28 protein-coding genes are annotated in these 23,622 nt (G+C 73.8%); 16 read left to right on the forward strand and 12 right to left on the reverse strand.

Annotation, left to right across the window (positions count from 1 at the left end; translation table 11 throughout):
• Positions 1-32 precede the first annotated feature (32 nt).
• Positions 33-806, reverse strand: coding sequence for an ABC transporter permease (locus tag LG379_RS08975; RefSeq protein ID WP_225754216.1), 774 nt, complete (start codon positions 804-806; stop codon positions 33-35).
• The gene (locus LG379_RS08980; protein WP_225754217.1) at positions 803-1,798 is read right to left on the reverse strand and encodes an ABC transporter ATP-binding protein; all 996 of its coding nucleotides are present in this window, start codon (positions 1,796-1,798) and stop codon (positions 803-805) included. The genes LG379_RS08975 and LG379_RS08980 overlap by 4 nt, the downstream gene beginning before the upstream one ends.
• Before the next feature lie 200 nt (positions 1,799-1,998).
• Between LG379_RS08980 and LG379_RS08985 the strand changes: the two genes are divergently transcribed.
• The 8 genes from LG379_RS08985 (at position 1,999) to LG379_RS09020 (ending at position 8,796) form a co-directional block, all read left to right on the forward strand.
• The gene (locus tag LG379_RS08985) at positions 1,999-2,757 is read left to right on the forward strand and encodes a metalloregulator ArsR/SmtB family transcription factor (RefSeq protein ID WP_225754218.1); all 759 of its coding nucleotides are present in this window, start codon (positions 1,999-2,001) and stop codon (positions 2,755-2,757) included.
• A complete protein-coding gene (gene sufB / locus LG379_RS08990; RefSeq protein ID WP_225754219.1) occupies positions 2,754-4,184 on the forward strand; it encodes a Fe-S cluster assembly protein SufB in 1,431 nt (476 codons plus the stop codon). The genes LG379_RS08985 and sufB overlap by 4 nt, the downstream gene beginning before the upstream one ends.
• 73 nt (positions 4,185-4,257) lie before the next feature.
• Positions 4,258-5,508, forward strand: a complete 1,251-nt coding sequence (gene sufD / locus LG379_RS08995) for a Fe-S cluster assembly protein SufD (RefSeq protein ID WP_225754220.1) — start codon at positions 4,258-4,260, stop codon at positions 5,506-5,508.
• Positions 5,505-5,843 (forward strand): non-heme iron oxygenase ferredoxin subunit, encoded by a 339-nt coding sequence (locus LG379_RS09000; RefSeq protein WP_225754221.1) that lies wholly within the window; start codon positions 5,505-5,507, stop codon positions 5,841-5,843. The genes sufD and LG379_RS09000 overlap by 4 nt, the downstream gene beginning before the upstream one ends.
• A 10-nt stretch (positions 5,844-5,853) precedes the next feature.
• A complete protein-coding gene (sufC, locus tag LG379_RS09005; RefSeq protein ID WP_225754222.1) occupies positions 5,854-6,612 on the forward strand; it encodes a Fe-S cluster assembly ATPase SufC in 759 nt (252 codons plus the stop codon).
• Positions 6,613-6,644: 32 nt separating this feature from the next.
• A complete protein-coding gene (locus LG379_RS09010; protein WP_225754223.1) occupies positions 6,645-7,994 on the forward strand; it encodes a SufS family cysteine desulfurase in 1,350 nt (449 codons plus the stop codon).
• Positions 7,991-8,470, forward strand: a complete 480-nt coding sequence (gene sufU, locus LG379_RS09015) for a Fe-S cluster assembly sulfur transfer protein SufU (protein WP_225754224.1) — start codon at positions 7,991-7,993, stop codon at positions 8,468-8,470. The genes LG379_RS09010 and sufU overlap by 4 nt, the downstream gene beginning before the upstream one ends.
• Positions 8,467-8,796, forward strand: a complete 330-nt coding sequence (locus tag LG379_RS09020; RefSeq protein WP_225754225.1) for a metal-sulfur cluster assembly factor — start codon at positions 8,467-8,469, stop codon at positions 8,794-8,796. Before sufU ends, LG379_RS09020 begins: the two co-directional genes overlap by 4 nt.
• Before the next feature lie 105 nt (positions 8,797-8,901).
• Here LG379_RS09020 and LG379_RS09025 read toward each other — a convergent pair whose 3' ends face one another.
• From LG379_RS09025 to LG379_RS09040, 4 genes are all read right to left on the reverse strand, one after another.
• Positions 8,902-9,783, reverse strand: coding sequence for a neutral zinc metallopeptidase (locus LG379_RS09025; RefSeq protein WP_225754226.1), 882 nt, complete (start codon positions 9,781-9,783; stop codon positions 8,902-8,904).
• A 98-nt stretch (positions 9,784-9,881) separates the two neighbouring features.
• Positions 9,882-10,529, reverse strand: a complete 648-nt coding sequence (locus LG379_RS09030) for an energy-coupling factor transporter transmembrane protein EcfT (RefSeq protein ID WP_225754227.1) — start codon at positions 10,527-10,529, stop codon at positions 9,882-9,884.
• Entirely contained in the window at positions 10,526-11,245 is a 720-nt protein-coding gene (locus tag LG379_RS09035; RefSeq protein WP_225754228.1) for an energy-coupling factor ABC transporter ATP-binding protein, read from the reverse strand. Before LG379_RS09035 ends, LG379_RS09030 begins: the two co-directional genes overlap by 4 nt.
• 55 nt (positions 11,246-11,300) lie before the next feature.
• Positions 11,301-11,945 carry a biotin transporter BioY gene (locus tag LG379_RS09040; protein WP_225754229.1) on the reverse strand — a complete coding sequence of 215 codons (645 nt, stop codon included), beginning with the start codon at positions 11,943-11,945 and terminating at the stop codon, positions 11,301-11,303.
• A gap of 143 nt (positions 11,946-12,088) precedes the next feature.
• On the opposite strand from LG379_RS09040, the gene LG379_RS09045 reads away from it, so the two are divergent.
• Together LG379_RS09045 and LG379_RS09050 are read left to right on the forward strand one after the other, a co-directional pair.
• Complete coding sequence (locus LG379_RS09045; RefSeq protein WP_225754230.1) at positions 12,089-13,687, forward strand: ABC-F family ATP-binding cassette domain-containing protein; 1,599 nt, start codon at positions 12,089-12,091, stop codon at positions 13,685-13,687.
• A gap of 89 nt (positions 13,688-13,776) precedes the next feature.
• The gene (locus LG379_RS09050; RefSeq protein WP_225754231.1) at positions 13,777-14,025 is read left to right on the forward strand and encodes a helix-turn-helix domain-containing protein; all 249 of its coding nucleotides are present in this window, start codon (positions 13,777-13,779) and stop codon (positions 14,023-14,025) included.
• A gap of 47 nt (positions 14,026-14,072) precedes the next feature.
• Here LG379_RS09050 and LG379_RS09055 read toward each other — a convergent pair whose 3' ends face one another.
• The 3 genes from LG379_RS09055 to LG379_RS09065 all read right to left on the reverse strand — a co-directional run bounded on the left by LG379_RS09055 (position 14,073) and on the right by LG379_RS09065 (position 15,854).
• Positions 14,073-15,110 carry an SURF1 family protein gene (locus tag LG379_RS09055; protein ID WP_225754232.1) on the reverse strand — a complete coding sequence of 346 codons (1,038 nt, stop codon included), beginning with the start codon at positions 15,108-15,110 and terminating at the stop codon, positions 14,073-14,075.
• Positions 15,111-15,171: 61 nt separating this feature from the next.
• Positions 15,172-15,417 carry a hypothetical protein gene (locus tag LG379_RS09060; RefSeq protein WP_225754233.1) on the reverse strand — a complete coding sequence of 82 codons (246 nt, stop codon included), beginning with the start codon at positions 15,415-15,417 and terminating at the stop codon, positions 15,172-15,174.
• Positions 15,414-15,854, reverse strand: coding sequence for a DUF3099 domain-containing protein (locus tag LG379_RS09065; RefSeq protein WP_225754234.1), 441 nt, complete (start codon positions 15,852-15,854; stop codon positions 15,414-15,416). Before LG379_RS09065 ends, LG379_RS09060 begins: the two co-directional genes overlap by 4 nt.
• Before the next feature lie 156 nt (positions 15,855-16,010).
• On the opposite strand from LG379_RS09065, the gene LG379_RS09070 reads away from it, so the two are divergent.
• The 3 genes from LG379_RS09070 (at position 16,011) to LG379_RS09080 (ending at position 18,118) form a co-directional block, all read left to right on the forward strand.
• Positions 16,011-16,733: a beta-ketoacyl-ACP reductase gene (locus tag LG379_RS09070; RefSeq protein WP_225754235.1), complete on the forward strand. Its 723-nt coding sequence runs from the start codon at positions 16,011-16,013 to the stop codon at positions 16,731-16,733.
• Positions 16,734-16,827: 94 nt separating this feature from the next.
• Positions 16,828-17,595: an enoyl-ACP reductase FabI gene (fabI, locus tag LG379_RS09075; protein ID WP_225754236.1), complete on the forward strand. Its 768-nt coding sequence runs from the start codon at positions 16,828-16,830 to the stop codon at positions 17,593-17,595.
• A gap of 1 nt (position 17,596) precedes the next feature.
• A complete protein-coding gene (locus LG379_RS09080) occupies positions 17,597-18,118 on the forward strand; it encodes a histidine phosphatase family protein (RefSeq protein WP_225754237.1) in 522 nt (173 codons plus the stop codon).
• Positions 18,119-18,122: 4 nt separating this feature from the next.
• Here LG379_RS09080 and serB read toward each other — a convergent pair whose 3' ends face one another.
• Together serB and glgC are read right to left on the reverse strand one after the other, a co-directional pair.
• Positions 18,123-18,788, reverse strand: a complete 666-nt coding sequence (gene serB, locus LG379_RS09085) for a phosphoserine phosphatase SerB (protein ID WP_225754238.1) — start codon at positions 18,786-18,788, stop codon at positions 18,123-18,125.
• Positions 18,789-18,840: 52 nt separating this feature from the next.
• Entirely contained in the window at positions 18,841-20,082 is a 1,242-nt protein-coding gene (gene glgC, locus LG379_RS09090) for a glucose-1-phosphate adenylyltransferase (RefSeq protein WP_225754239.1), read from the reverse strand.
• A gap of 70 nt (positions 20,083-20,152) precedes the next feature.
• Between glgC and glgA the strand changes: the two genes are divergently transcribed.
• Entirely contained in the window at positions 20,153-21,355 is a 1,203-nt protein-coding gene (gene glgA / locus LG379_RS09095; protein ID WP_225754240.1) for a glycogen synthase, read from the forward strand.
• A 3-nt stretch (positions 21,356-21,358) separates the two neighbouring features.
• Here the strand turns inward: glgA and LG379_RS09100 are convergent, their stop codons facing one another.
• On the reverse strand, positions 21,359-22,138 hold the full coding sequence (locus LG379_RS09100) for a hypothetical protein (RefSeq protein WP_225754241.1): 780 nt from the start codon (positions 22,136-22,138) through the stop codon (positions 21,359-21,361).
• 49 nt (positions 22,139-22,187) lie between these two features.
• Between LG379_RS09100 and LG379_RS09105 the strand changes: the two genes are divergently transcribed.
• Positions 22,188-22,973 carry an ABC transporter ATP-binding protein gene (locus LG379_RS09105; protein ID WP_225754242.1) on the forward strand — a complete coding sequence of 262 codons (786 nt, stop codon included), beginning with the start codon at positions 22,188-22,190 and terminating at the stop codon, positions 22,971-22,973.
• Positions 22,974-23,114: 141 nt separating this feature from the next.
• On the forward strand, positions 23,115-23,603 hold the full coding sequence (locus LG379_RS09110; protein WP_225754243.1) for an NfeD family protein: 489 nt from the start codon (positions 23,115-23,117) through the stop codon (positions 23,601-23,603).
• Positions 23,604-23,622 lie beyond the last annotated feature (19 nt).

Consider the following 23,622-nt stretch of genomic DNA (forward strand, 5'->3'; position numbering starts at 1 on the left):
CTGCAGACGGGCCGCGCGGCCGGTGACGGAGGTCACGCCGCCCAGCGGAACCAGCGCGCCGTCGCGGCACCGAGGACGACCGTCCAGCCGGCGAGCACGAGCACCGGGAGCAGCGGGAGCACGCCGCCGTCGAGCGTCGCCCGCATGGCCTCGCCGAGGGCGCCGGAGGGCAGCAGCGGGGCCAGCGCCTGCAGCGGTCCGGGCAGCAGCGCGGCGGGGAGGACGACCGCACCGCCGGCGAGGAGGAGCACCCACAGGAGGTTCGCCACTGCGAGGACCGCCTCGGCGCGCAGCGTGCCCGCCACGAGGAGGGCGAGCGCCGTGAACGCCGCAGTGCCGAGCACGAGCGCCAGCGCAGCGCCCGGCAGCCCTGCGACCTCCGGCTGCCAGCCGAGAGCCAGCGCGACGCCCGCCAGGACCACCACCTGGAGCGCCTCGACGGCGACGATCCCGAGGACCTTCCCGGCCAGGAGCCCGCTGCGCCCCAGCGGCGTCGTGGCGAGCAGCCGCAGGACGCCGTTGCGGCGGTCGAAGCCGGTCGCGATGGCCTGCGAGGTGAACGCCGTCGACATGACGGCGAGGGCGAGGACCCCGGGAGCGACGAGGCCGATGCGGTCCGTGGTCCCCAGGTCCACGAACGTCGTCCGCGTGAGGACCACGAGCAGCAGGACGGGGAGGACGAGCGTGATGACGAGCTGCTCCCCGTTGCGCAGGACCGTGCGCATCTCGAAGGCCGCCTGGGCCAGCACCCGCTGTGCCGCGGGTGCGGCGGCCTGGGTCGTCGTGGTCGGGTCGGTCGTCGTCATCGCAGGCTCCGTCCCGTCAGGTCGAGGAAGACGTCCTCGAGCGTGCGGCGGCCCGCGTCCAGGCCGGTGACGAGCCGGCCGCGGGACATCGCCCAGCCGGTGACGTGGTGGACCAGGGCGGGGTCGACGGCGCTGTGGACCTCGAGCCGCCCGTCCTCGCCGGCGGCGACGTGCGCCTCGCCGACACCGGCGGCGGTGAGCCAGCGCGCCAGGTCCGCGGCGGCGTCGTCGTCGGACTCGTCACCGGCCGCGAGGGACACCCGCAGCGTGGTCTGACCGGTCCCGTCCCCGACGAGCTCCGCCGGCGTCCCGGCGGCGACGGCACGGCCACCGTCGACCACGACGACGTGGTCCGCCAGCGTCTCGGCCTCGGTCATCTGGTGCGTCGTGAGGACGATCGACGTGCCGGCGTCCCGCAGCTCGCGGACGAGCTCCCAGACGGCCAGCCGCGCCTGCGGGTCCAGGCCGGCGCTGGGCTCGTCGAGGAAGACGACGTCGGGGCGCCCGACGACCGCGCACGCCAGGGCGAGGCGTTGGCGCTGGCCACCCGACAGCCGGCGGACCTGCGTGCGGGCGAACGCCTCGAGGCCCAGGCGCGCGGACAGCTCCCCGGTGTCCCGGGGCGTGCGGTACATCGCGGCGACGTGGCGGAGCACCTCGCCGGCCGGCACCGTCGTCGGCAGGCCGCCGTCCTGGAGCATCACGCCGACGCGGGGCCGCAGCAGCGCGGCGTCGTCGACGGGGTCCAGCCCGAGCACCCGGACGGTGCCGCCGTCGGGGCGCCGCAGGCCCTCGCAGCACTCGACGGTGGTGGTCTTGCCGGCGCCGTTGGGTCCGAGGAGCGCGGTGAGCCGTCCGGCGGGGGCGTGCAGGTCCAGGCCGGCGACCGCCTCGCTGCGGCCGTAGCGCTTCACCAGTCCGGAGACCACGACGGCGGCCTCCGGGGCGACGGTGCGTCCGGTGGTCACCGGTCCGGTCGGGGCTGCAGGCACGGTCACGCAGTCTAGGTCCGGGCTCCGGCGGACCGGTTCCGCCTCGGTGCACCGGCCGCGGCGGGTGAGGTGCACCTTCGTTGCGGGGAACGAATTCAGCAACGACGATGTTGCCTTAATCGCGGGCAGGATGCTGCCCGTGCCCGCCCGGCAGTCCGGGTGGGGTGAGGTCCGGACGTAGGACGTGCCCCAGGAGGTGGATGTTGCCGAGCACCACGCGGTTCGACGCTCCCGCTCTCCCCGGCGTGCCCGAGCGTGAGGCGGCCGACCGGGGCACCCGCGACCGCGTGCTCCGTCTCGTGGTGCAGTCCGGGCCGGTGTCCGTGCACGACCTCGCCGCGAGCGTGGGCCTGACCGCTGCGGGGGTGCGCCGGCACGTCGCCGCCCTCGAGGAGCACGGTCGCATCGCGGTGCACCGCTCCGCCGTCGGCACGTCCGGGCGCGGCCGCCCTGCGCGGCGGTACGTCGCGACCGAGCGCGGCCAGGCGTCGTTGAGCAGCGCCTACGCCGACCTCGCCGCGCAGGCGCTGTCCTTCCTCGGGGAGACCGCCGGCCGGGAGGCCGTCGTCGGCTTCGCGCGGGCCCGCGCCGAGCAGCTCCGGCGACGGCACGCCGAGGTCGTCCGCCGCGCGGGCCCGGCCACCGAGGACCGGGTGGCTGCGCTCGCCGACGCGCTCGCGACCGACGGCTACGCGTCCAGCGCCCGCCCGGTCCCGCACGGCACGGCCGTCCAGCTGTGCCAGGGGCACTGCCCGATCCAGGACGTCGCGGCCCAGTTCCCCGAGTTCTGCGAGGCCGAGACCCAGGTCTTCTCCGAGCTGCTGGACGTCCACGTCCAGCGGCTGTCCACGCTCGCGTCCGGCGGGCACGTCTGCACGACCCACATCCCCACAGCACCACTCGTCCGAGCAACGACCGACCGTCCCGCGACCGCGGGGACCGTGGAGGGAACACGATGAGCGCACCCACCGAACCGATGACCACCGACCAGGAGATCATCGACTCGATCGGCAGCTACAGCTACGGCTGGCACGACTCCGACGCCGCCGGCATGTCCGCGCAGCGTGGGCTCTCCGAGGACGTCGTCCGGAACATCTCCGCGCTGAAGGACGAGCCGGAGTGGATGCTCAAGACGCGCCTCAAGGCGCTGCGCCTCTTCGGCAAGAAGCCGATGCCCACCTGGGGCTCGGACCTCACCGGCATCGACTTCGACAACATCAAGTACTTCGTGCGGTCCACCGAGAAGCAGGCGACCAGCTGGGACGAGCTGCCCGAGGAGATCAAGAACACCTACGACCGTCTCGGCATCCCCGAGGCGGAGAAGCAGCGCCTGGTGGCCGGCGTCGCGGCCCAGTACGAGTCCGAGGTCGTCTACCACCAGATCCGTGAGGACCTGGAGCAGCAGGGCGTCATCTTCCTCGACACGGACACGGGCCTGCGCGAGCACCCCGAGATCTTCCAGCAGTACTTCGGCTCCGTGATCCCGTCCGGCGACAACAAGTTCGCCGCGCTGAACACGGCGGTCTGGTCGGGCGGCTCCTTCGTGTACGTCCCCCCGGGCGTGCACGTGGAGATCCCGCTGCAGGCCTACTTCCGGATCAACACGGAGAACATGGGCCAGTTCGAGCGGACGCTGATCATCGCGGACGAGGGCTCCTACGTGCACTACGTCGAGGGCTGCACCGCGCCGATCTACTCCAGCGACTCGCTGCACTCCGCGGTCGTCGAGATCATCGTCAAGAAGAACGCCCGGGTGCGCTACACGACCATCCAGAACTGGTCGAACAACGTGTACAACCTCGTCACCAAGCGGGCCGTCGCCCACGAGGGCGCGACGATGGAGTGGGTCGACGGCAACATCGGCTCGAAGGTCACGATGAAGTACCCGGCGATCTACCTCATGGGCGAGCACGCCCGGGGCGAGACGCTGTCGATCGCGTTCGCCGGCGCGGGCCAGCACCAGGACGCGGGCGCCAAGATGGTGCACGCGGCGCCGCACACGTCGTCGTCGATCGTCTCCAAGTCGGTCGCGCGCGGCGGTGGCCGCACCTCCTACCGAGGGCTCGTCCAGGTGCTCGAGGGCGCCGAGAAGTCGGCGTCGAACGTGCTGTGCGACGCCCTGCTCGTGGACCAGATCTCGCGCTCGGACACCTACCCCTACGTCGACGTCCGCGAGGACGACGTGTCGATGGGTCACGAGGCGACGGTGTCGCGCGTGAGCGAGGACCAGCTCTTCTACCTCATGTCGCGCGGCATGGAGGAGACCGAGGCGATGGCGATGATCGTGCGCGGCTTCGTGGAGCCGATCGCGCGGGAGCTGCCCATGGAGTACGCCCTCGAGCTCAACCGCCTCATCGAGCTGCAGATGGAGGGCTCCGTCGGCTGACGTCGCCCCTCGTCCCGCACGCACCGGGCACCGGCCTGCCGGCGCCCACGAACCCCCACGGAGCACCTCGACGATGACCACCGACCTGTCCACCGACCACAGCCGCGCCGTCGCCGACGGTGCGCACGGGCACGGCGCCGGGACCGTCCCCGCCGCCTCCCGCGCCGCCCGGCTCACCTCGTTCGACCTCGCGGACTTCGACGTGCCGAGCGGGCGCGAGGAGGAGTGGCGCTTCAGCCCGGTCGACCGGCTGGCGCCGCTCTTCGACAGCACCGGCCAGGGTCTCACCGGCACGAGCACCCGCGTGACGGTCGTCAACCCGCCGGAGGTGACGGTCGAGATCGTCGGCCGTGACGACGAGCGGCTCGGGACGGCGGGCAAGCCGGGCGACCGGACCGCCGCCACGGCGTGGGCGTCGTTCCGCGAGGCCACGGTCGTCACCGTGCCGGCCCAGGCCCAGGCGTCCGCACCGGTGAGCATCCGCGTCGAGGGACCGCCGTCCGCCAACGGTGCGCCGGAGGCGTCGGCGGTCCACGTGCTCGTGCACGCGAAGCCGCTCAGCGAGGCTGTCGTGGTCCTGGACCACATCGGGTCCGCGACGCTGTCGGAGACGCTCGAGGTCGTCGCGGAGGACGGTGCGCACCTGACGGTCGTCTCGATCCAGGACTGGGCGGACGGCGCGGTCCACGCGGCCGCGCACCGCCTGCGTCTGGGCCGCGACGCCGTCGTCAAGCACGTCGTGGTCACGCTCGGCGGCGACGTCGTGCGCGTGACCCCGGACGCCGTGTTCACGGCCGAGGGCGCCTCGGTCGAGATGCTCGGCCTGTACTTCGCCGACGACGGGCAGCACCAGGAGCACCGCCTGTTCGTGGACCATGCGGTGCCGCGGTGCATGTCGCGCGTCACGTACAAGGGCGCGCTCCAGGGCGCCGGTGCGCACACCGTGTGGGTCGGGGACGTGCTCATCCGCGCGGCCGCCGAGGGCACCGACACCTACGAGCTCAACCGCAACCTCGTGCTCACCGACGGCGCCCGGGCGGACTCGGTCCCGAACCTCGAGATCGAGACGGGCGAGATCGAGGGGGCGGGTCACGCCTCCGCGACGGGGCGCTTCGACGACGAGCAGCTGTTCTACCTGCGCGCCCGCGGCATCCCCGAGGAGGACGCCCGACGTCTGGTCGTGCGCGGGTTCTTCGCCGAGCTCGTCCACCAGGTCGGCGTCCCGGACCTGGAGGAGCGCCTCATCGGCGCGATCGAGACCGAGCTGAGCCGGAGCATGAGCACGCTGGACGGAGCCGCCGCGCAGGACCCGGTGACCGCATGACCGCTCAGCTCGCCTGCATGGTCGACGACGTCGCCCCCGGCTCCGCGCTCCGCGTGGAGCTCGAGGGCGAGTCGGGACCCGTGGAGGTCGCCGTCGTGCGCGACAGCAGCGGCGAGTGGCACGCCATCTCGGACGTGTGCTCGCACGGCCAGGTCGCACTGTCCGACGGCGACGTGGAGGACTGCACGATCGAGTGCTGGCTCCACGGCTCGACCTTCGACCTGCGCACCGGGCAGCCGCTCGCGCTGCCCGCGACGCGCCCCATCCCCGTGTACCCCCTGACCGTCGACGGCGACCGTGTGCTCGTGGACGTCGACACCACCGTGAACGCCTGAGGAGACCCTGATGACCACGCTCGAGATCAAGGACCTGCACGTCAGCGTCGAGACGAAGGAGGGCGCCAAGCCCATCCTCCGCGGCGTCGACCTCACCGTCCGCAGCGGCGAGACCCACGCCATCATGGGGCCCAACGGCTCCGGCAAGTCGACGCTGGCCTACTCGCTCGCCGGCCACCCCAAGTACCAGATCACCAGCGGCACCGTCCTGCTCGACGGCGAGGACGTGCTGGCGATGAGCGTCGACGAGCGGGCGCGCGCCGGGATGTTCCTCGCGATGCAGTACCCGGTCGAGGTGCCGGGCGTCAGCGTCTCGAACTTCCTGCGGACCGCCAAGACCGCGATCGACGGCAAGGCCCCGGCCCTGCGGACGTGGGTCAAGGACGTGCGCGGCGCCATGGAGCAGCTCCGCATGGACCCGACGTTCGCCGAGCGCAACGTCAACGAGGGCTTCTCCGGCGGTGAGAAGAAGCGCCACGAGATCCTGCAGATGGAGCTGCTCAAGCCCCGGATCGCGATCCTCGACGAGACCGACTCCGGCCTGGACGTCGACGCCCTGCGCGTGGTCTCGGAGGGCGTGAACCGCGTGCGGTCCACCGGCGACACCGGCGTCCTGCTCATCACGCACTACACGCGCATCCTGCGCTACATCCAGCCCGACTTCGTCCACGTCTTCGTGGACGGGCGGATCGCCGAGGAGGGCGGCCCCGAGCTCGCCGAGCGCCTCGAGTCCGAGGGCTACGACCGCTACATCGGGGCGTCCGCCTGAGCCACGACCCGAACCGTTCGGAGGGGAGCACGATGACCGCCACCACCGAGCCCGGCGCGGGCGTGGAGCCCGCGGTCGCGGGCACCGCGTCGGTGCTCAGCACCACGGAGCTCGCGGCCGTCCGTGCCGACTTCCCGATCCTGAGCCGCACGGTCCGGGACGGGCGGCCGCTGGTGTACCTCGACTCGGCCGCGACCTCGCAGAAGCCGGACGTCGTCCTGGACGCCGAGCAGGACTTCTACCTGCAGCGCAACGCGGCCGTGCACCGGGGTGCGCACCAGCTCGCCGAGGAGGCCACGGAGGCCTACGAGCAGGCGCGGCACGAGGTCGCGCAGCTCGTCGGGGTGGACGACGGCGAGCTGGTGTGGACCGCCAACGCCACCGCGGCGGTCAACGTCGTCGCGTACGCGATGTCGAACGCGTCTGTCGGTCGCGGCGGCGCCGCGGCGCGTCGCTTCGCCCTGGGTGCCGGCGACGAGGTCGTGGTCACCGAGGCGGAGCACCACGCGAACATCGTCCCGTGGCAGGAGCTGTGCGCCCGGACCGGTGCCACGCTCCGCTGGATCGGCGTCCACGACGACGGCCGGCTCCGGCTGGAGGACCTCGCGACCGTGGTGACCGGCCGCACGCGCGTCGTCGCGTTCTCGCACGCCTCGAACGTGACCGGCGCGATCACCGACGTCGCCACGGTGGTGGCACGAGCGCGCGAGGTCGGCGCGCTGACCGTCCTCGACTCCTGCCAGAGCGTCCCGCACCTGCCCGTGGACCTCCACGCGCTGGGTGTCGACTTCGCCGCCTTCTCGGGGCACAAGATGCTGGGGCCGACCGGCGTGGGCGCGCTCTACGGCCGTCGGGAGCTGCTCGAGGCGATGCCTCCCGTGCTCACGGGTGGGTCCATGGTGGAGGTCGTCACCATGGAGACCACCACCTACGCGCCGCCGCCGCAGCGCTTCGAGGCGGGCTCGCAGATGGTCGCCCAGGCCGTCGGGATGGGCGCCGCCGCGCGGTACCTGCGCGAGCTCGGGATGGACGCCGTCGCGGCCCACGAGGCGGAGATGACCCGTCTGCTGCTCGACGCGGTCGCGTCCGTCCCCGGTGTCCGGCTGCTCGGGCCGGCTGACACGCAGGACCGCCTCGCTCTCGCGTCGTTCGTCGTCGAGGGCGTGCACGCGCACGACGTCGGCCAGGTGCTCGACGACGCCGGCGTGGCCGTGCGGGTGGGGCACCACTGCGCGCAGCCGCTGCACCGGCGGCTCGGCGCGGCGGCGTCCGCCCGCGCGTCGGCCGCCGTCTACACGACGGCAGAGGAGATCGCGGCGTTCGCCGACGCCCTGGCCCGCGTGCGACCCTTCTTCGGTCTGGACCGGGAGGGGACGCGATGAGCTCGATGGAGCAGCTGTACCAGCAGCTGATCCTGGACCACGCCAAGGACCCGCACGGCCGGGGCCTCGCCGAGGGCCATGCCGCCGAGTCGTTCCAGGTCAACCCGACGTGCGGCGACGAGGTGCGGCTGCGGGTGCACCTCGCCCAGGACGCCGGCGCGCCGGCGCTGGAGCGGGTCAGCTGGGAGGGCCAGGGCTGCTCGATCTCGCAGGCGTCGGTGTCGGTGATGTCGGAGCTGGTGACCGGCGCGACGGTGCCCGACGTCGAGCAGCTCGGTGAGACGTTCCGCGCGCTCATGCAGTCGCGCGGCGAGGGTCTGGACGAGGACGCTGAGGACCGGCTCGGTGACGCCACGGCCTTCACCGGTGTGGCGAAGTACCCGGCGCGGATCAAGTGCGCCCTGCTCGGCTGGGCGGCCCTGCGCGACGCGCTCGCCCAGTCCGGTGCGGCGACGACGAAGGAGGAGGAGCGATGAGCGAGTCAGTGACCAGCCCGACGACGGCTGCCGACGTCGAGGAGGCCCTGCGCGACGTCATCGACCCGGAGCTGGGGATCAACGTCGTCGACCTCGGCCTCGTCTACGGGGTGAGCGTCGACCCGAACAACCACGCGGTCGTCGACATGACGCTGACGTCCGCGGCCTGCCCGCTGACCGACGTCATCGAGGACCAGTCCGCGCAGGCCCTGGACGGCCTCGTCGACGGCTTCCGGATCAACTGGGTCTGGATGCCGCCGTGGGGACCGGACAAGATCACGCCCGACGGTCGTGAGCAGCTGCGAGCGCTCGGTTTCAACATCTGAGGTCGTCGCGGACGTACGGACGGGGCGGGGGCAGAGCTCCCGCCCCGTCGTCGTCCGTGGGCGCGCCGCGACCTCCGAGCTCCGCGACCTCAGGGCTCCGCGACCTCAGAGCTCTGCTGCGGCGAACGTGTCGCAGGCCTGCGGGGTGCCTTCGGTGTACCCGGTCATGAACCACCGCTGGCGCTGCTCGCTCGACCCGTGGGTCCACGTGTGCGGGTCGACGGAGCCGCCGGACTGCTCCTGGATGTGGTCGTCGCCGACGGCGGCGGCCGCGGACAGCGCGTCGGCCAGCTGCGCCTCCGTGATGGGCTCGAGGAACGTCGTGCCCGTGTCCGGGTCGACCGTGGTCGCCGCCGATCCCGCCCACATGCCCGCGTAGCAGTCGGCCTGGAGCTCGACGCGGACGGAGTCGGACTCCGCGCCCGAGCCGCCGCGGTCGGCGCGCTCCATGACGCCGGTGATGTTCTGGATGTGGTGCCCGTACTCGTGCGCCGTGACGTACATCTCGGCGAGCGGGCCGCCCGAGGCGCCGAACCGGCTCTGCAGCAGGTCGAAGAAGCCCAGGTCCATGTAGATGCCCTGGTCCGGCGGGCAGTAGAACGGCCCGGTCGACGAGGACGCCTGCCCGCAGCCGGTCGACGTGCCGCCGGTGAACGAGTACACCTCGGGCTGGACGAACTGGCTCTGCGAGGCGTCGAAGACGCCGACCCAGTACGCGTCGAGGGACTGGACGGTCGCGCTCAGCCGGCACTCCCGGTCCGCGTTCGCCTCCTCGGCGGTGCAGTCCGCGACGGTCCCCTCCTGCTCCTGGGACGTGCCGCCCCCGCCGCCCGCGCCGCTGAGGACGGGGGACAGGTCGACGCCGGTGAACTGGTAGATGAGGAAGGCGGCGATCGCACCGATGCCGATGCCGCCGCCTGCCACCGCTCCGCCGCGACGGGTCCTGACGCGGCCGCCCTCGAACTGCCCGCCCTCGTTGAAGGTCATGAGCACAAACTAGGGCGACCTGGCGATCGGGGCGCGGGGAGGCGGTCCGTCGGCGCCGGCCGCGACGGTCGTCCCGCGGCGAGGGGCCGGCGAGGCCCTCAGTCGGCGAGACCGCGGGCGGCCAGTGCGTCGCCCGTGACCCGGGCACGCCCGACGGCGCGGAGCGCGGCGGGGACGAGCAGCGCTCGCGGCTCCCGGTCCAGGCCCCGGGCCCGTGCTGCGTCCCGCACCTCGGCGGCCGAGCGGGCCAGCTCCGGGACCGTGCGGATCATGAGGCCGAGCGCGAGCGCGACGAGGTCGGGCCGGACCCCGAGCCGGCGCAGCGGTCGCAGGGCGCGCGTCAGGGCGTCGAGCATGCGGTCCGCGCGGGTCGTCGCCGTGACGACGGTGGCGGCGAGGACGAGGCTCACCAGGTCCAGACCCACCTCGACGGCGGTCGCCGGTCCGCGCTGCCAGAGCTGGTAGGCGGCGACGACCGCGGCGGTGACGAGCACGGGCAGCAGCGCCCGCGCCGTCGGCGCGACCGGCAGCCGCCCCAGTGCCGCCGCCGCCAGAGCGAGGAGCAGGAGCGCCACGGCGCTCACCGGTCCGGCCAGGGCGACGACCGCCAGCCCGAGGACGGCGAGCCCCGCCGCCTTCGCGGCCGGTGACGCCCGGTGCAGGACCGTGTCGCCCGCGTGGTACAGCCCGAGCGGCCCGGCCCACGGCGGACGCAGGTGGCCGCCGCGCGCCCTCGTCGCCCTCATCGCCCGGACCCGGACGTCATGAGGCTCACGTAGCGCTCGACCCCCGTGCGCGGGTCGCCGTCGTGGACCACGCGGCCGTCGTCGACGACCAGGACGCGGTCCGCACGCGCGGCCGCGTCGAGGTCATGGGTCACCTGCACGACCTGCTGGTCCAGACCGTCCAGGAGCTGGTCGACCACGCGCTTCCACCGCAGGTCCAGCAGGGTCGTCGGCTCGTCGCAGACGAGGACGGTCGGCTCGGTCGCCAGCACCCCCGCGAGGGCGAGGAGCTGCTTCTGGCCACCGGAGAGCGCGTGCACCGGGACCTCGGCGCGGTCGGCCAGGCCGAAGCGGGCGAGGATCTCCCGCGCGCGGCGCGTCCGGTCCGCCGGGGCGAGGTCGAGGCGTCGCAGGGACAGCGCGACGTCCTCCAGCGGCGTCGGGAGGACGAGCTGGGCGTCGGGGTCGGTGAAGCAGAACCCGACGCGGCGCCGGACCTGCGCACCGTCCCGCACGGTGTCCAGGCCGTCCACGGTGACCGTGCCGGCCGACGGACGCACCAGCCCGTTGAGGAGGCGCGCGAGCGTGGACTTCCCCGAGCCGTTCGCGCCGACGACGGCGATCCGCCGCTCGCCGAGCGTGCACGTCGTCGGGTGCAGGAGGGTCACGACGCTCGCGCGACCGCGGCCGTCCGGCGGGCCGTACGCGGTGACGGTCGCGTCGACGAGCTCGATCACGGCTGCGGCCTCGGCGTGGCCGGGCGCCGCCGCGTCGTCGTCGGCGTGGTGGTGATCAGTGCCGGCGCGCCAGGTCGGGGAACGCGCGGAAGACCGCCGTCGCGACGACGGCGGCCAACGCGTTCTTGATCAGGTCACCGGGGAGGAAGACGGCGCCCGCGGCGACGGCCTCGCCGGCCGACATGCCGAGACGGGCCCCCATGACGGTGATCCCCAGGGGGTGGATGACCAGGAGCGACGCCGTCATGAGCGAGCCGAAGACGGCGATCGGGCGCAGGGCGGGACGCAAACCGTGGGTGCGGTGGACCAGGAACCCGGCGAGCGCCGCGGCGAGCGGGAAGGCCAGCAGGTAGCCGAGGGACGGCTTGCCCAGGACACCCAGCCCCCCGGTGCCCTGCGCGAAGACCGGAAGGCCTGCGAGCCCGACGGCGAGGTACAGCAGCACGGCCAGCGCCCCGCGGCGCGCGCCGAGCACCGCCCCGACGAGCATGACGCCGAACGTCTGCAGGGTGATCGGCACGGCGAGGTTCGGCACCGTGATCGAGCCGAGCGCGCACACGGCGACGAAGGCCGCGCCGGTGGCGACGAGCGCCACGTCCGTGGCGACGGAGGTGCGGGTCGCGGGTGCAGGGAGCGGGCGCGCCGACGCGGGGACGGCGGTGCTCGCGGCTGCGGACTCGGGCTCGGGCACGAACGACATGGGTCTCCCTGCAGAGGTCGGGCGGAGGTCGTCACGGTAGCCGGTCGTAGGATGAGCCTCGTTTGTGCCCGGCCACAAGAGGGCCGCGGACCGCTGGGAGGAAACCTCAGCAGATCAGTCAGATCAGAGGAGACGTACCCCGCGTGATCACCGCCCACGACCTCGAGCTGCGCGTCGGCGTGCGGACGCTGCTGCACCCGACGTCGTTCCGCATCGGCGCCGGTGACCGGATCGGCCTCGTCGGTCGTAACGGTGCCGGGAAGACGACCCTCACCAAGGTGCTGTCGGGGGAGACGCTGCCCACCGGCGGCCGGGTGACCCGCAGCGGTGACGTCGGGTACCTGCCGCAGGACCCGCGGACGGGGGACCTCGACGTCATGGGGATGGACCGGATCCTGTCCGTCCGCGGCCTGGACGAGATCGTCCGCTCGATGCGGACCGCCGAGGGCGCCATGGCGAGCGCGGACGACGCCACCCGGGACGCGGCCATGGAGCGGTACAGCCGGCTGGAGGAGCGGTTCACCGCCGCCGGCGGGTACGCGGCCGAGTCCGAGGCCGGCCGGATCGCCTCGAACCTGGGACTGGACGAGCGCGTGCTCGGCCAGCCGCTCGGGACGCTCTCCGGCGGCCAGCGCCGCCGGGTGGAGCTGGCCCGCATCCTCTTCTCCGGGGCCGACACGCTGCTCCTGGACGAGCCGACGAACCACCTCGACGCGGACTCCATCGTCTGGCTGCGCGACTACCTCGGCAGCTACGCGGGCGGGTTCCTCGTCATCAGCCACGACGTCGGCCTCGTGCGGCAGACGGTGAACAAGGTGTTCCACCTGGACGCGAACCGCGGCGAGATCGACCAGTACAACCTGGGGTGGGACGCGTACCTCGAGCAGCGCGAGGCCGACGAGCGACGCCGCAAGCGTGAGCGGGTCAACGCCGAGAAGAAGGCCGCCGCCCTCAAGGCGCAGGCGGACAAGATGCGCGCCAAGGCGACCAAGGCCGTGGCCGCTCAGAACATGGCCAAGCGGGCCGAGCGGCTCCTGGCCGGTGTCGAGGGCGAGCGTGTCGCGGACAAGGTCGCCAAGCTGCGGTTCCCGGACCCCGCGCCGTGCGGGCGCACCCCCCTCACGGCGACCGGGCTGAGCAAGTCTTACGGGTCCCTCGAGGTCTTCACGGACGTCGACCTGGCGATCGACAAGGGGACTCGTGTCGTCGTCCTCGGCCTCAACGGCGCGGGCAAGACGACGCTCCTGCGGCTGCTGGCCCGCGTGGAGGAGTCCGACACCGGCGAGGTCCTTCCCGGGCACGGGCTCAAGCTCGGCTACTACGCGCAGGAGCACGAGACGCTCGACACCGGACGGACCGTCGTGGAGAACCTCCGGCACGCCGCTCCGGACCTCACCGACACCCAGGTGCGTTCGGTGCTCGGCTCGTTCCTGTTCTCCGGGGACGACGCCGAGAAGCCCGTGAGCGTCCTGTCCGGCGGGGAGAAGACCCGGCTGGCGCTGGCCACGCTCGTCGTCTCTGCCGCCAACGTCCTCCTGCTGGACGAGCCGACGAACAACCTGGACCCCGCCAGCCGCGAGGAGATCCTCGCCGCCCTGCGCCAGTACGCCGGTGCCGTGGTCATGGTCAGCCACGACGAGGGAGCCGTCGCCGCCCTCGAACCCGATCGAGTGGTGCTCCTGCCGGATGGGGACGAAGATCTGTGGAACGACAGCTACGCGGACCTCATCTCGCTCGCGTGAGCTCGTCCCCGGTCGGAGCCACGGCGGGGGGCGGCGTCGACGGCCGAACGTCGGCGTGCCGCAGGGACAATGGCAATGAAGGGGAAACCATGAGCGCAAAGCTCCCGAAGGGGTCACGCATCACCGGCGACAGCAGGAACGACCTGGCATCGACGCTGGTGCAGAGGTACGAGCGAGGGGAGAGCATCCGTTCCCTCGCCGACGACATCGGACGGTCCTACGGGTTCGTCCACGGTGTCCTCGCCGAGTCCGGGGTGGCCATGCGCTCCCGCGGAGGCGCCACACGTGGTGCCGCGGCAGAGGCCCGCCGACAGGCCCTGCGCGAGTCGCGCGCCTGAGTCACCGACGTCCGCGGACCTGCGCCGGGTCCGCGGACGTCCGTGCGTCAGGGGCCGTCCCGCCCCGGGATGTCGCGCAGGTGGGCGTCCAGCAGGGCGTCCTCCTCCTCCTCGGCGGTCGGCCGACGACGTCGTCGTGCGACGGCCGGGCGCGGGGAGGGCTCGTCCGTCGAGGGGGCGGTGGCGCCGTCGGGTGTCCCGGCGCGCTCCGCCGCTGCGGCCGCCGCCTCCGCGGCGTCGCGGCGCTCCTTGCGCCGGAGCACCAGTGGCGCCGCCAGGGCGCCGACCGCGAACAGCCACCACTGGAAGGCGTAGGAGAGGTTCGTGCCCAGTGCCGTCCGCGGGGCGGGCAACCGCCCGAGGCCCTCCGCCGGCGCGCCGTCCTCGGTCACGACGGCGCCGTAGAGGCGCAGCGCGGCTCCCTCCGGCCACTGCGGCGGTGGGCCGGACGCGGCGCGGACGTCCTCGACGACGACCTCCTGGACCTGGCCCGCGGGTGCGTCCCGACCCGACGGCTCCTCCTCCTGCCGCAGGCGCGCCACGACCTCGACCTGGCCCGGCGGGGCGGCCGGCACCGCCCCCTCGCCCGCCTCACCCGTGGGCAGCCACCCGCGGTCGACCACGAGGACGCTCCCGCTCAGCGGGCCGGCCTCGACGACCAGGGGCTGGAGCACGTGCAGGGCGGGCTGCCCCGACACGGGCCGGTTGCGCAGGAGCACCGGGTCGCCGACGTACCGGCCGGTGACCGCGGCGCGTCGCCACACCGCGTCCGCGGGGAGGGCGTCGCCCGGTCGCACGAGCTCCTCGAGGCCGACCACGGGCGCCTCGTAGTTCGCCTCGACGACGGCCACGGCGGCGCTGCGGTCGGCGTGCCGGGACCACTGCCACACGCCCGCCGCGACGCAGCCCACCGCCACGAGGACGGCGACGAGGACCGTGGTCAGCCAGCGCCGACGCTCGTCGGCGGGGTCGTGCTCCGTGTGCTCGGTCTGCACCGGCTGGACCGTGTCCCCGGTCCCCCCCGTCACCCCGGTGGTGCCGGTCGTCGCCGCGCCCCGGTCCGGGTCGGGGCGCGGCGCGGTCATGGTCCCAGTGTCGCGCACCTGCTGAGCCCTCCTCCCATCCCGTGCGGTAGGGGTGCGGGGCTCAGCCGTCGCTCGCCGCGAGGTCGCCGACGGGCACCGTGTCGCGGTGGAAGCCCCGGGCGCCGAGGAAGTGCTCGAGGTGACCCCGGTGCTCGTCGCAGGCGAGCCACACCTTGCGCCGCTCCGCGGTGTGCAGGCGCGGGTTGTTCCACCGCAGCCCCCAGGTGGCGCTGCTGCGGCAGCCCTTCGCGCTGCAGACGACCTCGTCGATGGCGTCCTCGGCCCGACCGTCCGGCGAGTCGGTCACCGTCCGCGGCTGCCCGTCGAGGTGTCGCCGGCCCGGGCGGGGCGGGGCGACGTGGGGACGGTCTCGTCGGCGAAGGTCATCACCGGCTCCGAGGGGCGGCTCGGCAGCGCCCGGGGGTCCGCGGCGGCGTCGACGTACGTGCCGGGGTCCGTGGCCTTCTCCCGGCCGGCGTTGGCGAGCACCACGGCGATGTACGGCAGGAACACGGCACCCGCGACGAGGACCCACCGCGACCAGTGGTCCAGCACGACGGCCCCGAGGAAGCACACCACGCGGGTGCTCATCTGCAGCATGTACCGCTTGTTGCGGGCCGCGATGTCCTCCTGCAGCGACTGGCGCGCGCTCGTGATCCGGTGCACCTCGCCGGCGGCCGGGGAGGAGCCGCGACCGGCGGTGGGACGGGCACCTCCGCTCGGGAGGCCACGGATGACGGACACGGTCCGATCGTACGGCGGAGGTCGCGCCGGCAGGCGGCGCCGCAGGCCCGCTCGCCTCAGGGGCGCCTCAGCCGTCCCTCGGTCGCGGACGTCGCGGCAGGCGCCCGTCCGCTACGGTCGGCTCCGGCCGCAGGCACGAGGAGACAGGAGTCGACCGTGGTGGAGACGACCACCGGACCGCGCAGCGTCCTGGTGACGGGGGCGAACCGCGGCATCGGTCGCGCGATCGCCGAGCGCTTCGTCGCCGCGGGCGACCGCGTCGCGACGATCTACCGCAGCGGTGACCTGCCCGACGGGGTCCTGGGCGTCCACGGGGACATGACGGACACGTCCTCCGTCGACGCGGCCTTTACCGAGGTCGAGGAGGCGCACGGCCCGGTCGAGGTGCTCGTGGCCAACGCCGGCATCACGCGCGACCAGCTCCTCATGCGGATGACCGACGAGGACTTCGAGCAGGTGCTCGACGTGAACCTGACCGGCTCCTTCCGCTGCGTGCGCCGCGCGAGCAAGGGCATGATCCGGCTGCGCCGCGGCCGGATCGTGCTCATCTCCTCGGTCGTCGGGCTCTACGGGGGCCAGGGTCAGGTGAACTACGCGGCCTCCAAGGCTGGCCTCGTCGGCATGGCGCGGTCCATCACCCGCGAGCTCGGGGGGCGCGGCATCACCGCGAACGTGGTCGCCCCCGGCTTCATCGACACCGCGATGACGGCGGCGTTGCCCCAGGAGCGCCAGGACGCCTACCGTGCAGCGATCCCTGCCGGTCGCTTCGCGCGCCCGGAGGAGGTCGCGGGAGTGGTGCACTTCCTCGCCTCGGAGGACGCTGCGTACATCAGCGGCGCCGTCGTCCCTGTCGACGGCGGTCTGGGCATGGGTCACTGAGCCGCACCGCGCGCTGAGCGCACCGCACGTGCTCGCGCGAGCGCGTGTCCAGTCGGAGGTCGGCCACCGGCCGACGGAGGTCCCGGAGGAAACGTTGGGTCTGCTCGAGGGCAAGAAGCTTCTGGTCACGGGTGTGCTGGTGGACTCGTCCATCGCCTTCCACGTCGCACGGCTGGCGCAGCAGGAGGGTGCCGAGGTCGTCCTGACGTCGTTCGGGCGCCAGCTCAGGCTCACGCAGGCGATCGCCAAGCGGCTGCCGGAGCCGGCGCCGGTGGTGCAGCTCGACGTCACGGACACCGACGACCTCGACGCGCTCGCCGACCGCGTGCGCGAGCACGTCGACCGCCTGGACGGTGTCGTCCACTCCATCGGGTTCGCGCCCCAGTCGGTCATGGGCGGCAACTTCCTCGCCGGGCAGTGGGACGACGTGGCCACCGCCGTGCACGTGTCCGCCTACTCGCTCAAGTCCCTCACGGTGGCGGCCCAGCCGCTGCTCGCGCGCGGCTCCGCCGTCGTGGGCCTGACGTTCGACGCGCAGTACGCGTGGCCCGTGTACGACTGGATGGGCGTCGCGAAGGCGGCCTTCGAGGCCACGGCCCGCTACCTGGCGCGTGACCTCGGTCCCGAGGGGATCCGCGTCAACCTCGTCTCTGCCGGGCCCATCCGCACGACGGCCGCGAAGTCGATCCCCGGCTTCGAGACCATGGAGGACGGCTGGACCGGCCGGGCGCCCCTCGGCTGGGACACCAAGGACCCGGAGCCGACGGCCCGTGCCGTCGCCGCCCTGCTGTCGGACTGGTTCCCAGCGACCACCGGGGAGATCGTCCACGTCGACGGCGGCTTCCACGCGATGGGCCTGTGACGTGGGCGACGCCGTCGCGCGTCGCCTCGTCCTCCTGCGGCACGCCAAGGCCGAGGTCTCGGCCGCGCTGCGCGACGACATGCGGCCGCTCGCGCTGCGCGGTCGCCGGCAGTGCGGGGACGTGGCCGCCCACCTGACCGCGGCCGGGCTCCTGCCGGACGTCGTCCTCGTGTCCTCCGCGCTGCGGACGCGGCAGACCTGGGAGCTGGTCCGGGCGGGACTGGGCGACGTGGCGGCCCGGGTCGAGGTCACGGACCGGCTGTACCTCGCGGGCGTGGCGGAGCTGCTCGACGTGCTGCGCGAGGTCGACGAGGACGCGCGGACCGTGCTCGTCGTCGGGCACGAGCCGACCGTCTCCGCCGCGGCCGCCCGCCTGGCCGGCGAGGGGGAGGCGGAGCACCTGGCGCAGGTCCGGGCCGGGCTGCCCACGGCGTCGTCGGCGGTGCTGGAGACCCACGCCGTGTGGGCCGCGCTGGACGCCGGCGACGCCCGGCTCGTCGACGTCGTCCGAGCCCGGCACTGAGGCCTCAGGCCTCCAGGCCGAGCAGCTCCAGCACGGCGTCGAGCCGCTTGCCCGGGACCGCCACGTCGGCCTGGTCGGAGACGACCGGCTTGGCGTTGAAGGCGATGCCCAGTCCCGCGGCCTGCAGCATGAGGAGGTCGTTGGCGCCGTCGCCGATGGCGACCGTCCGGTCCAGGGGGACACCCTGCTCGGCCGCGAACTCGCGCAGGGCGTCGGCCTTCGCCTGGGCGTCCACGACGGCGCCCGTGACCCGACCCGTGAGCCGGCCGTCCGCGACCTCCAGCCGGTTGGCGCGCACGAAGCCGATGCCGAGGCGCTGCGCGAGCGGCTCGACGACCTCGACGAACCCGCCGGACACGACGCCGACCGGCCAGCCCGCGTCGTGCAGGGCGGCGACGAGCCGTTCTGCGCCCGGCGTCAGCTCGATCTCGTGCAGCACGTCGTCCAGCACGGTGACGGGCAGCCCCTCGAGGGTCGCGACACGCTCGACGAGGGACCTGCCGAAGTCGATCTCCCCGCGCATCGCACGGTTGGTGATGTCCGCCACGCGCTCGCCGCTGCCCGCGTGGTCGGCGAGCATCTCGATCACCTCGCCGGTGATGAGCGTGGAGTCGACGTCCGTCACCACGAGCCGACGCTCGCGAGGGGCTGGCTTGCCGGGGCTCGTCACGGCGCGAGGCTAGCGCGGTCGGCCGGTCACCCGGCGCGGGCGTCCAGCAGCGTCAGCGGCGGACGACGGTGCCCTTCGGCACGACGGTGATGCCTGAGTCGCTGACCGTGAACCCCCGGGCGCGGTCGTGCTCCACGTCCAGCCCGACGCGGGCGCGCTCCTCCACGACGACGTCCTTGTCGAGGATCGCGCGGTGCACCTGCGCGTGCCGCCCGACCTGCGCACCGTCCATGACGACGGAGTCGCTCACCGACGCCCAGGAGTGCAGGTAGACGCCGGGCGACAGCACTGAGCCCGTGACCGTCGCCCCGGAGACGATGACGCCGGGGGAGACGATCGAGTCGGCGGCGTGGCCCAGCCGGCCGGGCCCGGCGTGGACGAACTTCGCCGGCGGGAGGCTCGTGTACCCGGTGAACAGCGGCCACTCGGAGTTGTAGAGGTTGAACACCGGGTTGATGGAGATGAGGTCGATGTTCGCCTCGTAGTACGCGTCGAGCGTCCCGACGTCACGCCAGTAGTGCCGGTCGCGGTCCGTGGACCCGGCCACGTCGTTGCGGATGAAGTCGTAGACGCCGGCGGTCCCGCGGTCGACGAAGTAGGGGACGATGTCGCCCCCCATGTCGTGCTTGGAGTCGGGGTTGTCGGCGTCGCGCGTGACGGCCTCGACGAGTGCGTCCGCGTTCGCGACGTAGTTGCCCATGGAGGCGAGCACCTCGTGGGGCGCGTCAGGCAGCCCCTCGACGTCCTTCGGCTTCTCCAGGAAGGCGTCGATGCGGCACGGGTCCTCCGTGTCGACCTTGATGACGCCGAACTGGTCCGACAGGCCGATCGGCTGGCGGATCCCCGCCACGGTGAACTCCGCGCCGGACTCGATGTGGGAGTCGACCATCTGCGAGAAGTCCATGCGGTAGATGTTGTCCGCGCCCACGACGACGACGATGTCGGGACGCTCGTCCTGGATGATGTTGAGGCACTGGTAGATCGCGTCGGCGCTGCCCAGGTACCAGTGCTTGCCCACCCGCTGCTGCGCCGGGACGGGCGCGACGTAGTTGCCCAGCAGCGGCGACATGCGCCAGGTCCGGGCGACGTGGCGGTCCAGGCTGTGCGACTTGTACTGCGTCAGCACGACGATCTGCAGGTAGCGGCTGTTCACCAGGTTGGACAGGGCGAAGTCCACCAGGCGGTACAGCCCGCCGAACGGCACCGCGGGCTTCGCCCGGTCCTGGGTCAGCGGCATGAGCCGCTTCCCCTCGCCGCCGGCCAGGACGATCGCGAGAACTCGGGGCGCAGCCATGTGATCGACCATAGAGCGTGAGCGAGGTCACGACCATCCCGTCCGGCTCCTGGAGCGCTAGCGTGTCGGTGTGCGAGTCGATCTGCTGACCAGGGAGTACCCGCCGCACGTCTACGGCGGGGCCGGCGTCCATGTGGCGGAGCTCAGTGCCGTCCTGCGACATCACGTCGAGGTGCGGGTGCGCTGCTTCGACGGGCCGCGGACGGAGGCCGGTGTGCACGGGTACGACGTCCCCGCGGCGCTCGCCGACCACGACGCCGTGCTGCGGACCTTCGGGGTGGACCTGCTCATGGCCGGGGACGTGGCCGGCGCCGACGTCGTGCACTCCCACACCTGGTACGCCAACCTCGCCGGTCACCTCGCCGGTCTGCTGCACGGGGTGCCGCACGTCGTCAGCGCGCACAGCCTCGAGCCGTTGCGGCCGTGGAAGGCCGAGCAGCTCGGCGGCGGGTACGCCCTGTCCGGCTGGGCGGAGAAGACCGCGTACCTCGGCGCCGCCGCCGTGATCGCGGTCAGCGCCGGCATGCGCGCCGACATCCTGCGGTGCTACCCCGAGATCGACCCCGAGAAGGTCCACGTCGTCCACAACGGCATCGACCTGTCCGGGTGGCGCCGGCCCGAGGGCGACGCGGTGGCGCGCGCGGAGGAGACCGTGCGCCGCCTGGGCATCGACCCGGAGCGGCCCGCCGTCGTCTTCGTCGGCCGGATCACCCGGCAGAAGGGCCTGCCCTACCTGCTCCGCGCCGCCGAGAGCCTGCCGCCGGAGGTCCAGCTGGTGCTGTGCGCCGGTGCCCCCGACACCCCGGAGATCATGGCCGAGGTGACCGGGCTCGTGGACGGGCTGCGCGAGCGGCGCGGCGGCGTGGTGTGGATCGAGCAGATGCTGCCGCGCGAGGAGCTCGTCGCGGTGCTCTCGGCCTCGACCGTCTTCGTCTGCCCGTCGGTCTACGAGCCCCTCGGCATCGTCAACCTCGAGGCCATGGCGTGCGGTCTGCCGGTCGTCGGCACGGCCACCGGGGGCATCCCCGAGGTGGTCGACGACGGCGTCACGGGGAGGCTCGTGCCCATCGAGCAGGTGCAGGACGGCACGGGCACACCGGTCGACCCCGACCGCTTCGTCGCCGACCTCGCCCGGACGCTGACCGAGGTGGTCTCCGACGAGCAGCGCGCCGCCGAGATGGGCCGCGCCGCGCGGACCCGGGTGGAGGACCACTTCGCGTGGGACGCCATCGGCGAGCGGACGCTGGAGGTCTACCGGTCCGTCGCGCGCTGACGGTCAGGCGACCGTCACCGCCGACAGGGCGCGCCGCGCGGCGTGGTCGATCTCCCGCAGCGCGGTCGACCGCTGGTCCGCCTGCCAGAGGTTGACGGCGCCGCCGTCGTCGCTGGTGGCGAGGGCGACGACGCCGCGCAGCCGTGCCGCGAGGGTCAGGACGCGGACGCGGCGCGCGTCCAGCTGCGGTGGCAGGTGCCACGCCGGTGCGGTGTCCCCGCGGAGCCGGGCGATCGCGGCCGCCGCGTCCGGTCGCCAGCGGGCCACGTCGAGCGACGTCAGCGCGTCGGTCGCCTGCAGCAGCGCATGGCGCAGCTCCTGCTCCGCCTCGGCCGGGGTGCCCAGGACGCCGAGCAGCGCCGTGGACCAGGGCGGGACCCGGCGCACGTGCCACGTGACGAGGTGCCCCGGCTCGAGGTCGGTGCCGAACGCCCGGACCTCGGGGACGGCCGCGAAGGCGCCGTCGGGGGTCTCGACGAGGACGCACTCGCCGACCTCCAGCGCCGCGGCGCCCGCTCCGGCGGGAGCGCCCGCCGGGTCGCCGGGCACGGGGAGCACGGCGGCCGCCGTGCGCACCCCGGAGGCCCACGTCGCGACGAGCGACCCGAGCGTCCCGTCGCCGACCGGTGCGTCGTCGTCGGCGACGACGGCGTGCGGCTCGTCGTCCCCCTGCACCGCGTCCAGGGCGTGCCGCAGGGACTCCGCGCCCGCACCCACGTAGCGCGTCCACAGCGCGAGGTGGACGGAGCGGGGGAGCGTGAGGGGGTCGTCCGGGTCGTGCACGCGTCGACCCTACGGCCCCGTGTCGCGGACCGCGTTAGGGTTCGGCGTCATGAGCGCCGTGCTGGATCTGCAGGACGTCACCGTCCGACGAGGGACCACGACCATCCTCGACCGGGTGACCTGGCAGGTGGAGGACGGCCAGCGCTGGGTCCTGCTCGGGCCCAACGGCGCGGGCAAGACGACGATGCTCCAGATCGCCTCGGGGCGCATGCACCCCACGTCGGGGACCGCGACGATCCTCGGTGAGCGCCTGGGCGCCGTCGACGTGTTCGAGCTGCGCCCGCGCATCGGGGTCGCCTCCGCCGCGCTCGCGGACCGGATCTCCCCGTCGGAGACGGTGCTGGACGTGGTGCTGACCGCCGCGTACGGGATGACCGGGCGCTGGCGCGAGCAGTACGAGGCGCTCGACCACGAGCGCGCGCGCACCCTGCTCGACGTCTTCGGCGTCGGACGGTTCGCGGAGCGGCGCTTCGGCACCCTCAGCGAGGGCGAGCGCAAGCGCGTGCAGATCGCACGGGCGCTCATGACGGACCCCGAGCTGCTGCTCCTGGACGAGCCTGCCGCGGGCCTGGACCTCGGCGGGCGGGAGGAGCTGGTCGCCGCGCTGGCCGAGCTCGCGCAGGACCGCCGCTCGCCGGTCCTCGTCCTCGTGACGCACCACGTCGAGGAGGTGCCGGCCGGGTTCACGCACGCGCTCCTGCTGCGGGACGGCGCCGTGCGCACCGCTGGGCCCATCGAGCAGGTGCTCACCACCGAGCCGCTCAGCGACACCTTCGGGATGGACCTCGAGGTCGGCCGGCACGGCGAGCGCTGGAGCGCACGCAGGACCGGCTGACCGGCTCAGGGGCCCCCTGAGGCCCCGCAGCGGCCCGCGCGGGACGCGCCGCCCGGGCCGCCCACGCCGGCGGCCCCTGCGCCACTACGATGATCGGGCCGGCGTCGTCCGCGACGGGGGCGTCCGACGCGGAGGGGGCACATGGACCAGATCGAGATCCACTGGGTGTGGTGGGTCATCGCGGCCGTCGGCCTGGGGGTCCTGGAGATCCTCACGCTCGACCTGGTCCTGCTCATGTTCGCGACCGGGGCGGTGGCCGCCCTCGTGGCCAGCCTGCTCGGCGGTGACATCACCGTGCAGGTGCTGGCGTTCGCCGCGACGTCGACCGTGATGCTGGTCTTCCTCCGGCCGTTCCTGCTGCGCAACCTGCGCCGTCGCACCCCTCTGGTGGAGACGAACGCGGCGGCCAATGTCGGCCGGACCGCGCTGACGCTGTCCGAGGTCACCGACCGCTCCGGGCTGGTCAAGCTGGCCGGGGAGCAGTGGTCGGCCCGCACGGACGTCACGGGGCTCGTGCTGGCGGCCGACGTGACCGTCCGTGTCCTGCGGATCGACGGCGCCACCGCCGTCGTCGGCCCGCTCCAGCAGCCCGCCGAGGACCCGCCCGACGCCCCGGGCACGTCCCCCTGACCTGCCGACGGGCCCGCCG

Origin of the sequence: Actinotalea sp. Marseille-Q4924, assembly GCF_916618755.1 — a bacterium.
Classification (GTDB): domain Bacteria; phylum Actinomycetota; class Actinomycetes; order Actinomycetales; family Cellulomonadaceae; genus Actinotalea.